Annotated in this window: 12 protein-coding genes; 2 read left to right on the top strand and 10 right to left on the bottom strand. The window is 69.0% G+C overall.

Going from position 1 to position 12704, the window contains the following annotated elements:
- Window positions 1-29: 29 nt before the first annotated feature.
- Window positions 30-2048: a transketolase gene (gene tkt, locus DYS74_RS03945; RefSeq protein WP_121531153.1), complete on the bottom strand. Its 2019-nt coding sequence runs from the start codon at window positions 2046-2048 to the stop codon at window positions 30-32.
- A 201-nt stretch (window positions 2049-2249) separates the two neighbouring features.
- On the opposite strand from tkt, the gene DYS74_RS03940 reads away from it, so the two are divergent.
- Complete coding sequence (locus DYS74_RS03940) at window positions 2250-2930, top strand: hypothetical protein (protein ID WP_147435442.1); 681 nt, start codon at window positions 2250-2252, stop codon at window positions 2928-2930.
- Complete coding sequence (locus DYS74_RS03935) at window positions 2923-3321, top strand: cell division protein ZapA (protein ID WP_121531149.1); 399 nt, start codon at window positions 2923-2925, stop codon at window positions 3319-3321. The genes DYS74_RS03940 and DYS74_RS03935 overlap by 8 nt, the downstream gene beginning before the upstream one ends.
- A 206-nt stretch (window positions 3322-3527) precedes the next feature.
- On the opposite strand, the gene purF is transcribed toward DYS74_RS03935, so the two are convergent.
- From purF to DYS74_RS03890, 9 genes are all read right to left on the bottom strand, one after another.
- The gene (purF, locus tag DYS74_RS03930) at window positions 3528-5009 is read right to left on the bottom strand and encodes an amidophosphoribosyltransferase (protein WP_121531147.1); all 1482 of its coding nucleotides are present in this window, start codon (window positions 5007-5009) and stop codon (window positions 3528-3530) included.
- Window positions 5010-5131: 122 nt separating this feature from the next.
- On the bottom strand, window positions 5132-5737 hold the full coding sequence (locus tag DYS74_RS03925; protein ID WP_121531145.1) for a CvpA family protein: 606 nt from the start codon (window positions 5735-5737) through the stop codon (window positions 5132-5134).
- A 25-nt stretch (window positions 5738-5762) separates the two neighbouring features.
- Entirely contained in the window at window positions 5763-7130 is a 1368-nt protein-coding gene (gene radA / locus DYS74_RS03920) for a DNA repair protein RadA (RefSeq protein ID WP_121531143.1), read from the bottom strand.
- A gap of 182 nt (window positions 7131-7312) precedes the next feature.
- On the bottom strand, window positions 7313-7774 hold the full coding sequence (locus DYS74_RS03915) for a paraquat-inducible protein A (protein WP_121531142.1): 462 nt from the start codon (window positions 7772-7774) through the stop codon (window positions 7313-7315).
- Window positions 7774-8520 carry an ABC transporter ATP-binding protein gene (locus DYS74_RS03910; RefSeq protein WP_121531140.1) on the bottom strand — a complete coding sequence of 249 codons (747 nt, stop codon included), beginning with the start codon at window positions 8518-8520 and terminating at the stop codon, window positions 7774-7776. Before DYS74_RS03910 ends, DYS74_RS03915 begins: the two co-directional genes overlap by 1 nt.
- A complete protein-coding gene (locus DYS74_RS03905) occupies window positions 8517-9296 on the bottom strand; it encodes an MlaE family ABC transporter permease (protein WP_121531138.1) in 780 nt (259 codons plus the stop codon). The genes DYS74_RS03910 and DYS74_RS03905 overlap by 4 nt, the downstream gene beginning before the upstream one ends.
- Entirely contained in the window at window positions 9293-10342 is a 1050-nt protein-coding gene (gene alr, locus DYS74_RS03900) for an alanine racemase (protein ID WP_121531136.1), read from the bottom strand. Before alr ends, DYS74_RS03905 begins: the two co-directional genes overlap by 4 nt.
- A gap of 89 nt (window positions 10343-10431) precedes the next feature.
- Window positions 10432-11670 (bottom strand): organoarsenical effux MFS transporter ArsJ, encoded by a 1239-nt coding sequence (gene arsJ / locus DYS74_RS03895; protein ID WP_121531134.1) that lies wholly within the window; start codon window positions 11668-11670, stop codon window positions 10432-10434.
- A complete protein-coding gene (locus DYS74_RS03890; protein ID WP_121531132.1) occupies window positions 11670-12692 on the bottom strand; it encodes an ArsJ-associated glyceraldehyde-3-phosphate dehydrogenase in 1023 nt (340 codons plus the stop codon). Before DYS74_RS03890 ends, arsJ begins: the two co-directional genes overlap by 1 nt.
- Window positions 12693-12704 lie beyond the last annotated feature (12 nt).

Genomic DNA, 12704 nt, shown 5'->3' with positions numbered 1-12704 from the left:
CCCCGGTTCATTCTGGATCTGGGTCGGGCTCAAAGCAGGCTTTTCACCTTTTCGGCCACCGCCTCGGCGGTGATGCCGAACTCCTGATAGAGCCGGTCGGCCGGGGCCGAGGCGCCGAAGCCTTCCATGCCGACGAAGCCCGCCTTCTTCTCGGTGCCGCGCTCGCCCAGGAGCCAGCGGTCCCAGGGCTGACGCACCGCGGCCTCGACCGCCACGCGCACCGCACCGGGCGGCAGGATCTTGCGGCGGTAGGCCTCGTCCTGCGCCGCGAAGAGCTCCATGCAGGGCATCGAGACGACACGGGTGCCGATCGCCTGCGCCTGCAGGATCTCGCGTGCCTTCAGCGCGATCTCGACTTCCGAGCCGGTCGCCATGATCACCGCCTGCCGCTTGCCCGCCGCTTCCTCGAGCACATAGGCGCCCTTCGCGGTGAGGTTCGCGCCCGAGTGCTTGGTGCGCAGCGTCGGCAGGTTCTGCCGGCTGAGCGCGAGCACCGAGGGGGTCTTTTCGGACGACAGCGCCAGCTCCCAGGCCTCGGCCGTCTCGATCACGTCGGCGGGGCGGAAGGTCCAGGTGTTCGGCGTGGCGCGGCAGATCGCCAGATGCTCGACCGGCTGGTGGGTCGGGCCGTCTTCGCCCAGGCCGATGCTGTCATGCGTCATCACATAGACCGCCGGAACGCCCATCAGCGCCGACAGACGCATCGCGCCGCGGGCATAGTCGGTGAAGCAGAAGAAGGTGCCGCCATAGGGGCGCACGCCGCCGTGCAGGTAGAGCCCGTTCATCGCCGCCGCCATGCCGTGCTCGCGGATGCCGTAGCGGATGTAGCGGCCCTTGCGGTTGTCGGGCATGAAATCGCCGAGACCCGGTGTCAGCGTCAGGTTCGAGCCGGTGAGGTCGGCCGAGCCGCCGATGGTTTCCGGAATGACCGGGTTCACCGCGGCGAGCACCATTTCCGAGGCCTTGCGGGTCGCGACCTTGGGCGCGGCTTCCGACTGCGCCTTCTTGAAGGCGCGGATCGCCGAGGCGAGCTTCTTCGAGACGCCGCGGCTCATCTGCCGCTCGAACTCGGCCTTCTTCGCCGGCGAGAGCGCGTTCAGACGCTCTTCCCATTCGGCGCGGGCGGTGGCGCCCTTCGCGCCGATCGCTTCCCAGTCGGCCTTGATCTCGGCCGGGATCTCGAACGGGCCATAGGGCCAGCCGTAGATCTCCTTGGTCGCGGCCAGTTCCTTGTCGCCGAGCGGCGAGCCGTGCACCGAATAGCTGTCCGACTTGGTCGGCGCGCCGAAGCCGATGATCGTCTTGCAGTCGACGAGCACCGGACGCTTGGCCTTCTTCGCCTCGGTCAGCGCGCGGTCGATGTCGGCCGGGTCATGGCCGTCGCAGGCCAGAACCTGCCAGCCCGAGGCCTCGAAGCGCTTGTGCTGGTCGGTGATGTCCGACACCGTCACGCGGCCGTCGATGGTGATGTTGTTGTTGTCCCAAAGGACGATCAGGTTGTCGAGTTCCTGCTTGCCGGCAAGGCCGATCGCCTCCTGGCTGATGCCTTCCATCAGGCAGCCGTCCCCGGCGATCACCCAGATCTTGTGATCGACGACCTTCTTGCCGAAGCGCGCGGCCATCGACTTCTCGGCGATCGCCATGCCGACCGCGGTCGAGATCCCCTGGCCGAGCGGGCCGGTGGTGGTCTCGACGCCCTCGAGATGGCCGTATTCCGGGTGACCCGCCATGCGCGAGCCCCACTGCCGGAACGACTTCACCTGTTCGAGCGTCGCCTGCTCATAGCCGGTGAGGTGCAGCAGCGCGTAAAGCAGCATCGAGGCATGCCCGGCCGAGAGCACGAACCGGTCGCGGTCCGCCCAGCCCGGCGCCTTGGCGTCGAACTTCAGGTGGTTGCGGTAGAGCACGGTCGCGACATCGGCGAGGCCCATCGGCGCGCCGGGGTGGCCGGAATTGGCGGCCTGAACCGCATCCATCGCGAGGGCGCGGATCGCGGTCGCAAGTTTCCAGTGGTCGGGGTGAGTGGCACGGAGCGTGGCGATGTCCAAGAGCCTCTCCTTTCGATGCGATGTTGGCGTTAACTTGAGCCCCTGATAGCAGGGATCGGGGCAAGTTCAAGCGCAAGCCCCAAGTGCTTGATGCAAAAGGGTGGGCTGCCCCCTGTCCACAGGATAGACTGGCCGGCGAGGGGACAGTCACGGCGATTCGCCCGTGTCTTGCCCATGTCGCGCAGCGGGCCGGGGGACCAGATGACCGAGATCGCCGAATACGAACGCCGGATCTCCTTCGCGCTCGACCGGATCGGGCGCGGGGTCGAGGCGCTGCTGGCACGGCCGGTGGCCGAACCGCCGGCGCCCGAGCCGGGCCCCGAAGCCGGGCTGCCCGCCGAAGCTGCCGCCGAGCCCCCTGTCGAGATCCCCGTCGAGGTCGCGGCCGAACCTGAACCCGAGCCGCCCGCCCGTCCGCCGATGCCGGCGGCGCTCGAACGCGCGGCGGCCATGGGGGCGGCGCTTGCCGGCGCCGATCCGGCCGAACTCGCCCGCCTGCGCGAGGCCCTCGAGAGCGAGCGGATGGCCAATGCGCAGCTCTCCGAGCGGGTGCGCGCGATCCGCGAAAAGCAGGAAACCACGCTCTCGGCGCTGGAAAAGCGCCTCGCCACCGCGACGAGATCGCTCGAGACCGCGCAGACCGAGGTGACCCGGCTCAAGCGCGCGAACCTCGATCTGGCCGAGGCGAACCGGGCGCTGATCGAGGCCGGCGCCGCGCCGGCGCCGCATCTGATCAACCGCGCGATGCAGGCCGAGCTCGAGGCGCTGCGCGCCGCGCGGGCCGAGGAGGCGGCGGAACTCGCCGAGATCCTCGGCGGTCTCGCGCCATTGTTCGGGACCGCGGCCGAAGGCACGCATACGGGGATGAACGAGGATGCCTGAGCTGAAGATCACCATCGGCGAGCGCGATTTCGCCGTCGCCTGCGCCCAGGGCGAGGAACATTTCCTGCAAAACGCCGCCGGGCTTCTCGATGCCGAGGCCTCGGTGCTGCTCGACCAGATCGGCCGCTTGCCCGAGGGGCGGATGCTGTTGATGGCGGGGCTGATGGTTGCCGACAAGGCCGCCGGCATGGACGATCGCCTGCGCGGTCTTCAGGCGGATCTCGAGGCGGCACAGGGGCAGATCGCGATGCTCGAGGCCGAGATCGCCATGCTGAAGGCGCATCCGGTCGAGATCGAGGTGCCGGTGATCCCGCATGAGGTCGTCGACACGCTGGCCGAGATCGCCGCCCGCGCCGAGGCGATGGCCGACGCGATCGAGGAAAGCGCCTGAGCCGAGCGCGGGCCTGCCGCATCCTGGCGTCCGCCTGTCATCGCCGGCCCCGATCCTGTCGCCGGCGCGAATGAAAAGAAGACGCAAGCTGGCCGCCTGCGTCTTCCAATTGCCTCAAATATCCCGGGGTGAACTGGCCGCAGGCCAGGAGGGGGCAGCGCCCCCTGCGTCACATGGTGCGGCCGCGACCGCGGGATCAGGGGGCCTTACTCGGCCGCCTCCGGCGCGCGCATCTCGAAGCCCTTCTCGATCTGGTCCGAAGGCACCACCGGGTATTCGCCCGAGAAGCAGGCGTCGCAATATTGCGGGCAGGCGTTGTTGCGGCCATTGGCCTCGCCCGCGGCGCGATAGAGCCCGTCGAGCGAGATGAACTTCAGACTGTCGACACCGATCCAGTCGCGCATCTCGTCCTCGGTCATCTTCGCGGCGAGCAGCTTGGAGCGGTCGGGCGTGTCGACGCCATAGAAGCACGGCCAGGCGGTCGGCGGCGAGGCGATGCGGAAATGCACCTCGGCCGCGCCCGCGTCGAGGATCATCTCCTTGATCTTGCGCGAGGTGGTGCCGCGCACCACCGAGTCGTCGACGAGGATCACCCGCTTGCCCTTCACCAGCGACTTGTTGACGTTCAGCTTCAGCCGCACGCCCATGTTGCGGATCTGCTCGGTCGGCTCGATGAAGGTCCGGCCCATGTACTGGTTGCGGGTGATGCCGAGGGCGAAGGGAATGCCCGATTCCTGGCTGTAGCCGATCGCCGCGGGCGTGCCCGAATCCGGCACCGGGCAGACGAGGTCGGCCTCGACCGGCGCCTCGCGGGCGAGTTCCACCCCGATCTGGCGCCGGGTCTCATAGACCGAGCGGCCGCCGATGATGCTGTCGGGACGCGAGAAATAGACATGCTCGAAGATGCAAAAGCGCGGCGTCGCCTGATGGAAGGGGCGCGAGCTTTCGATCTTGCCGTCCTGGATGATGACCATCTCGCCCGGCTCGATCTCGCGCACGAAATGCGCGCCGATGATGTCGAGGCCGCAGGTCTCGGACGACAGCACATAGCCGTTGTCGCCGATCCGGCCGAGCACCAGCGGCCGCACGCCGAGCGGATCGCGCACGCCGATCAGCTTGGTGCGGGTCATCGCGACGACCGAGAAGGCGCCCTCGCAGCGGCGCAGCGCATCGGCGATGCGGTCGGCATGGGTCTTCTGGAACGAGCGCGCCATCAGGTGGATGATGCACTCCGAATCCGAACCCGACTGGAAGATCGCGCCATGCTCGATCAGCTCGCGGCGCAGGGCCTCGGCATTGGTCAGGTTGCCGTTATGCGCGATCGCCGCGCCGCCCATCGAGAACTCGCCGAAGAAGGGCTGGATGTCGCGGATCACCGCGGCCTTCTTGCCGGCGGTCGAATAGCGCACATGGCCGATGGCGAGGGGACCGGGCAGGGTCTCCATCAGCGAGGCCTTGGTGAAGTTGTCGCGCACATAGCCGAAGCGATGCGCCGAGTTGAAGCCCTTCTCGGGATGATGGGCGACGATGCCGCCCGCCTCCTGGCCACGGTGCTGCAGCGCGTGCAGACCAAGGGCGACGAAGTTCGCCGCATCGGTCACGCCGATCACGCCGAAGATGCCGCATTCCTCCTTCAGCTTGTCGTCGTCAAACGGGTGCGACAGGAAATGCGGTTCCGGTTGGGTCATGGGGGGTCTCCGAGTCCGGCTTGCGATGGGGGGCTTGCGCGGCGACATGTAATGCGAAACGGGAGGGGTGTTAAGCCCTCCCGCTGCGAAATCCGTCATCTGTGCGTCACGTTTGCGACGTTTCAGTTCGCCGTTGCGGCGGGAGCGGTCTCAGTCGTGGCCGGGGCGGCCGTGGGCGCGGGGCATTTCGACACCAGCTGTTCGTAACGCGCGACGATCCAGCCCGGCGCATCCGAGGGCATGGTCTCGTCGAGATTGCCGCTGAGCTGGGCAAAGACCTTGGCCGAGCGCGAGGCATCGACCGCCGGGATCGCCTCGTCGGCGACGACGCGGTCGTAGACGACGAAGGCCACCGCCACCAGCACCACGCCGCGCGCGACGCCGAAGAGGAAGCCGAGCGCCTGGTCGAGCCCGCCGATCGCCGAGCGCTGCACCACCGAGGCAAAAAGCGGGGTGATGATCGAGAAGACGACAAGGGCCAGCGCGAAGACCGCGGCGAAACCGCCGATCGTCGCAAGCTCGCAGCTGTCGCCGAGGAACTTGTTGATCACCGGCAGCTGCGCGATCAGCGGCCGCGCCGCATCGGCGAACATGTAGGCCACGACCGCGGCGGCGATCCAGCCGACGATCGCCAGCCCCTCGCGCACGAAGCCCCGGCTGTAGGCGAGGATCGCCGACAGGATGATGACGACCGCCACGATGGCGTCAACGATGGTAAAACCTTCCATGGTCCCCACATTTGCCTGCAGCGCCTCAGCCGGCGCCGAACATGTCCCCGACGAATGTCACGAGGTCGGGCAGCTTGCGCACCCGCATCCCCGCGCCGCCCTCGACCTTGGTCCCCTGCGGCAGGATTGCCTGTGTGAAACCAAGTTTCTCCGCCTCTTTCAACCTGTTTTCCACCTGACCCACGGGACGCAGCGCCGCCGAGAGGGAGATTTCGCCGAAAATCACCAGGTCTGGCGGCAATGCCACATCTTCGCGCGCGCTCAGCAGCGCGGCCGCCAGCGCGAGGTCCGCGGCGGGTTCGCTCACCTTCATCCCGCCGGCGACGTTCAGGAACACGTCAAGCCCGGTGAAGGGAATGCCGCAGCGGCTTTCGAGCACCGCAAGGATGGTCGACACCCGCCCCGAATCGAGGCCCACCACCGTGCGCCGGGGCGAGGCGAGCGAGGAGGGGGCAACCAGCGCCTGGATCTCGGTCAGCACCGGGCGCGTCCCCTCGATGCCGGCAAAGACCGCCGAACCGGGCGCCGGCTGGCCGCGCTCGCTCAGAAACAGCGCCGAGGGGTTCGCGACCTCGGCGAGGCCGCCGCCGGTCATCTCGAAGACGCCGATCTCCGAGGCCGGGCCGAAGCGGTTCTTCACCGCGCGCAGGATGCGGAACTGGTGCCCGCGCTCGCCCTCGAAATAAAGGACCGTGTCGACCATGTGCTCGACCACGCGCGGGCCGGCGATCTGGCCTTCCTTGGTGACGTGGCCGACGAGGATCACCGAGACGCCGCGGGTCTTGGCGAAGGTCACCAGCTCATGCGCGGCCGAACGCACCTGACTGACCGAGCCGGGCGCCGCCTCGACCGTGTCGGCCCACATCGTCTGGATCGAGTCGATGATGACAAGGTCGGGTCGCTCGGCCTCGAGCGTGGTCAGGATGTCGCGCAGGTTGGTCTCGGCGCCAAGGTCCACCGGCGCATCCGCCAGCCCCAGCCGCTGCGCCCGCATCCGCACCTGCGCCGCCGCCTCTTCGCCCGAGATGTAGAGGCATTTCAGCCCCTTGCGGGCAAAGGCCGAGACCGCCTGCAGAAGCAGCGTCGATTTCCCGATGCCCGGATCGCCGCCGACGAGGATCGCCGAGGCGGGCACGAGGCCGCCACCCAGCACCCGGTCGAATTCCGCCATGCCGCTCAGCGTGCGCGGTGGCGGCGCCTCTTCGGTGGCCAGCGTGCTCAGCGCGATGCGCCGCCCCTTGCTGCCGCCAAGCGTGCGCGAGGCGGGGCCGGCCGACAGCGGCGCCTCCTCGGCGATGGTGTTCCACGCGCCGCAAGCCTCGCAGCGGCCGGCCCATTTCTTGTGGACGGCGCCGCAGGCGGTGCAGGTGAACTGGGGGGATGCCTTGGCCATGCCCCCTTGTGCCAGAGGGGCGCTCCGGCGGCAAGCCGGGGAAGGGGGCGCTGCCCCCTCGCGGCTTGCGCCGCTCACCCCCGAGGTCTTTCAGGCAAGGAGAAAGCAGGGGCCTCTGGCTTCCAATTGCCCCAAATATCCCGGGGGAGGCGAAGCCGGGGGGCAGCGCTCCCTCCGCCCGCTCAGCCGCGCCGCGGTGGAAACTGCGAGAGTGCGAGCGAGGCGAGGACGCAGCCGGTGAGCAGGTAGAGCCCCCAGCCGGTCTCGATCCGGCCGACGCCCACCCCCCCCTTCGCCACCACGATATAGAGCGCGATCAGGAAGATATCGGCCATCGCCAGCCGGCCGAGCGCATGTAGCGGTCCGAGCCAGCGCGGCGACGCGCGGCCGAAATCCACAGCGGCGCGGCCGACGATCTTGGTGAGCGGCGCGACGATCGCGAAAAGCGCCACCAGTGCGGCGAGAAGGGGATCGGTGCGGGCGAGCGCGGCAATGCCGGAGAGGACCGAAATCGTGTCGAGGCCGAAGATGGGCAGCAACCCGGCACGCAGGAGTGGTGCGCTCCAGGCGAGGGGGAAAAGCACGAGAAGGGCGAGGTTCGCGCCGCCGGCAAGTCGCGCGAGGCGGCGCGGGGTGCGCCGCATCAGCGCAGTGCGGTGATCGGGCCCTCGGCCCGGCCGTGGATGAACTGCTGAACGTAAGGGTCTGATGTCGTGTCCATTTCCGCGACATTGCCCTGCCAGCGCAGGACCCCCTCGTGCAGCATCGCGACGCTGTCGGCGATGGCGCGGACCGAGGACATGTCATGGGTGATGGTGATCGCGGTCGCGCCCATCTCGCTGACGATCGAGCGGATCAGGTCGTTGATCACGCCGGCCATGATCGGGTCGAGCCCGGTCGTCGGCTCGTCGAAAAAGATCACCTGCGGGTCGGCGGCGATGGCGCGGGCGAGGCCCACGCGTTTCTGCATGCCGCCCGAGAGCTCGGCCGGGAAGAGGTCGGCCACTTCCGGGCCGAGGCCGACGCGCTTGAGCTTGTCGATCGCGATCGCCCGCGCCTCGGCCTTGGGCCGTTTCGCCGGGCCGCGCAGCAGCCGGAAGGCGACGTTCTGCCAGACCGAGAGGCTGTCGAACAGTGCCGCGCCCTGGAACAGCATGCCGAAGCGGGCGAGGAAATCCTCGCGCGTGGCCTCGGTCACCGGCTGGCCCTCGAGCCGGATCTCGCCCGCGTCGGGGGTGACGAGGCCGAGGATGCACTTCAGCAGCACCGATTTGCCGGTGCCCGAACCGCCGATCACCACAAGGCTTTCGCCGCGCTTCACGGTCAGGTTCACATCGCGCAGCACCTGCTTGCTGCCAAAGGATTTTCGCAGGCCCTCGATCTCGATCATGCGGAGAAGAAAACCTCGGTCAGCGTGTAGTTCGCGGCCAGGATCAGGATCGAGGCGGCGACCACGGCGGATTTGGTGGCGGCGCCCACGCCCTGCGCGCCGCGGCCCGAGTTCATGCCGTAGAAGCAGCCCATCAGCGCTACGATGAAGCCGAAGGCCGCGCCCTTGACGAGGCCCGAGCCGACGTCCCAGAACTCGAGGTATTCCCAGGTGTTCTTGATGTAGGTGGCCGAGTTGAAGCCGAGCCGGCCGGTGCCGACCAGCCAGCCGCCCATGATGCCGATCACGTCGCCGATGCCGACGAGCAGCGGCACGCTCAGCGTCGCGGCCAGCACACGCGGCGCGGCCAGGTATTTCAGCGGGTCGGTCGACAGGGTGACGAGGGCGTCGATCTGCTCGGTCACCTTCATCGTGCCGATCTCGGCGGCGATCGAGGAGGCGACGCGCGCCGCCACCATCAGCCCGCCGAGCACCGGGCCGAGCTCGCGCACCATGCCGATCGCGGTGATCGAGGGCACGACGGATTCGGCCGAGAAGCGGGCGCCGCCGGCATAGATCTGCAGCGCCAGCGCCGCGCCGGTGAAGAGCGCCGTCATGCCCACGACCGGCAGCGAGAGCCAGCCGATCTGCATCAGCGCATGCAGGAATTCGCGGCCATAGAACGGCGGGCGCAGCAGGTGCGAGACCACGGTCAGCGCGTAAAGCGCCACCCGGCCCGCACCGGCAAGCCCGTCGAGCACGACACGGCCAAGCGAGGCAAGCCCGCGCTCGATCACACCGACCCCCCGACGTAATGGCGGGTGTAGCGGTTGCCGAGCGAGGTCAGGATCTCGTAGCCGATGGTGCCAGCGACGTCGGCGAGGTCGTCGACGGTCTGATGCGGCCCGAGGATGTCGAGCGACTTCGGCACCTCGGCCAGATGGCTGATGTCGACGGTGATCAGGTCCATCGAGATCCGGCCGACGAGCGGGCAGGGCACGTTGCCATGCCACAGCGTCGCCTTCGAGCTGAGCGTGCGCATTAGCCCGTCGGCATAGCCGCCCGAGACGGTGGCGATGCGCGCGTCCTCCTCGGCAGTCCAGGTGTTCGAATAGCCCACGGTCTCGCCGGCCTGCACGTCGCGCACCTGAATGACCGGCAGCGACAGAGTGACGACGCGCTGCGCCGCCTCGAAGGGCATGCCGCCGTACAGCGCGATGCCCGGGCGGGTGACGTCGAAGTGATAGTCGCGGCCAAGGAGGATGCCACCGGTGGCCGAGAGCGAGCGCGGCACGTTCATGCCGTTGGTCATCTTGCGGAAGGTGTCGAGCTGATAGCGGTTCATCTCGTGCGCGGGTTCGTCCGAGCAGGCGAGGTGGCTCATGATCAGCTTCGGATGCGAGCCGAGCACGATCGGCGCGACGGCCTGCCATTCGGCGGGCTCGAAGCCGAGCCGGTTCATCCCGGTGTCAAGCTGGATGCCGAAGGGGGCGCCGGGCAGCGACTCGAAATGCCGGGTCACCTGATCGAGCGAATTCAGCATCGGCGTCAGGCCGAGGTCACCGATCATCTCGGTGTCGCCCGCCATGTGGCCGGAGAAGATGAAGATCTCGGGGCCTTCGCCCAAGGCCTGGCGCACGGCGGCGCCTTCCTCGGTGCAGGCGACGAAGAACTTGCGGCATCCCGCCCGCGCCAGCATCCGCGCGATGCGCGCGGCGCCGAGGCCGTAGCTGTCTGCCTTGACCACGGCGCCCGTCTCGGTCGTCGTGCCCGTGAGCGCGTCCATCGCGCGCCAGTTCGAAAGGATGGCATCGAGGTCGATGCGAAGGGATGCGGTAGCCATGGGGGTGTTCTTGAACCATGGGCCGCGAAGGTCAAGGGCAATCGCACCCGCATCCCGCGCGATGACGGAACTGTGGCCGGCGGGGCCGCTCAGGCGGCGCCGATCCGCGCAAGCGGGCGCATCGCAAGGGCGCTGGCCAGCGCCATCAGCCCGGCGGTGGCAAGGCAGAGCGGCAGCCCGCCCGCCTGATAGCTGAGCCCCGAGAGCAGCGTGCCCAGCAGCCGGCCCGCGGCATTCGCGCTGTAGTAAAAGCCCACGTCCATCGTCACCCGGCCCTCGCCGGCGAAGGCGAGGATCAGCCAGGAATGGAGCGAGGAGTTGAGCGCGAAGACGACGCCGAAAAGAAGCAGCCCGGCGACCAGCACCACGGTGAGCCAGGGCGCGGGGCCGCCCGCGGCAAGGGCGGCGGCGGCAAGCGCAAAGGGGATCGGCACCAGCGCGTCTGTCCAGCGCGCGGCGGCACGCGGGCCGTCCGCCGCGGCGCCGCGCAGGATCTTCGGCGCCAGCGCCTGCACCAGGCCATAGCCGATGATCCAGGCCGCCATGAAGCCGCCGATCAGGAAGAAGGCGGCGCGGTTGCCGGCGGGCGTGCCATCGGACAGCACGGCGTCGAAATAGACCGGGATGCCGACGACGAACCAGACGTCGCGCGCGCCGAAGAGGAACATGCGCGCCAGCGACAGCCGGTTCACCCGCGGATCGCGCGACCAGACGGCGGCGAATTTCGTGCCCTTCTTGCCCGCGGGCAGACCAGGCGGCAGGAAGGCCGCGACGGCGATCAGGATCAGTGTCAGCACCGCCGCCATCCCCCAGACCGCGGCGCCAAAGCCCGCCAGCGCCAGCAGCGCCGCGCCGAGGAAGAAGCCCACGCCCTTCACCGCGTTCTTCGAACCGGTGAGCGCCGCGACCCAGCGGAAGAGCGCGCCCTCGCCCTTGGGGGCGAGCAGCTTCACCGCCGATTTCGCCGACATCTTCGCCAGATCCTTGGCGACGCCGCTCACGCCCTGCACCGCCATCACGAAGACGACCGAGGCGGTGAGGCTCCAGCCCGGATCGAGATTGGCGAGCGCGACGAGGGCCGCGATCTGCAGCGCCAGCCCACTGTAAAGGGTCGAGGCCAGCCCGAAGCGCGCCGCGATCCAGCCCGCGGCAAGGTTGGTGACGATCCCCGCGATCTCGTAGAGCAGGAACAGCCAGGCAAGCGCCACCGGCGAGAAGCCGAGCGCGTTGAAATGCAGCAGCACCAGCATCCGCAGCGCGCCGTCCGACAGCATGAAGGCCCAATAGGCCGCGGTCACCGCCGCATAGGCGCGCAGGGGCCGGTCCATCACAGCGCCCCCGCCACCAGGCCCAGCACATCGGCGAGACGGCAGGCATAGCCCCATTCGTTGTCATACCAGGCGAAGATCTTCACCTGGGTGCCGCCGGTGACCATCGTCGCCCCGGCATCGACGATCGAGGACCGCGGGTCGTTGACGTAATCCGAGGAGACGAGCGGCCGCGTCTCGAAGCCGAGGATACCGGCGAGCGGCCCCGCGGCCGCGGCGGCGAGAAGCGCGTTCACCTCGGTCACGGTGGTCGGCCGCTCGACCTCGAAGACGCAATCGGTGAGCGAGGCGTTGAGCAGCGGCACCCGCACCGCATGGCCATCGAGCCGGCCGGCGAGATCCGGGAAGATCAGGCCGATGGCGCTGGCCGAGCCGGTGGTCGTCGGGATCAGGTTGGTCAGCGCCGAGCGGGCGCGGCGCATGTCCTTCGCCGGGCGGTCGACGATGGTCTGGGTGTTGGTCACGTCATGCAGCGTGGTGATCGCGCCATGACGGATGCCCAGCCCCTCGTGGATCACCTTCACCACCGGAGCGAGGCAATTGGTGGTGCAGCTTGCCGCGGTGACGATGCGGTGGCGCGCGGGCTCATAGGCCGCGTGGTTCACGCCATAGACAAGGTTCAGCGCGTCGCCGTCCTTCACCGGGGCCGAGACCACGACCTTGCGTACGCCGGTCTCGAAACAGGGCGCGAAATCGGCGGCCTTGCGGAAGGCGCCCGAACAGTCGAGCACCACGTCGATGCCCATCTCGGCCAGCGGCAGGTCCTGAAACCGGCGCGCCGCGGTCAGACGCAGGCGCTGGCCGTTCACCGTCAGGCTGTCGGCATCCTGAGTGATCTGCGCCGGCCAGCGGCCATGCACGCTGTCGAATTCCAGCAAGAGCGCGTGCTGCTCGGCGCTGCCCGTGGGCTCGTTCACCAGAACAAGGCCCTCGGCCGCGCCGGTGTCGATCAGGCGGCGCAGGACGAGCTTGCCGATGCGGCCAAGGCCGTTCAGCGCGATGCGCGGGGAGGTGCGGGTCATCGGAGGGCTCCG

Origin of the sequence: Paenirhodobacter hankyongi, from assembly GCF_003664585.1 — a bacterium.
In the GTDB taxonomy this organism is placed as follows: domain Bacteria; phylum Pseudomonadota; class Alphaproteobacteria; order Rhodobacterales; family Rhodobacteraceae; genus Rhodobacter; species Rhodobacter hankyongi.
Note: the sequence above shows the minus strand (reverse complement) of the source record. Positions and strands in the feature narration are given on the sequence as shown.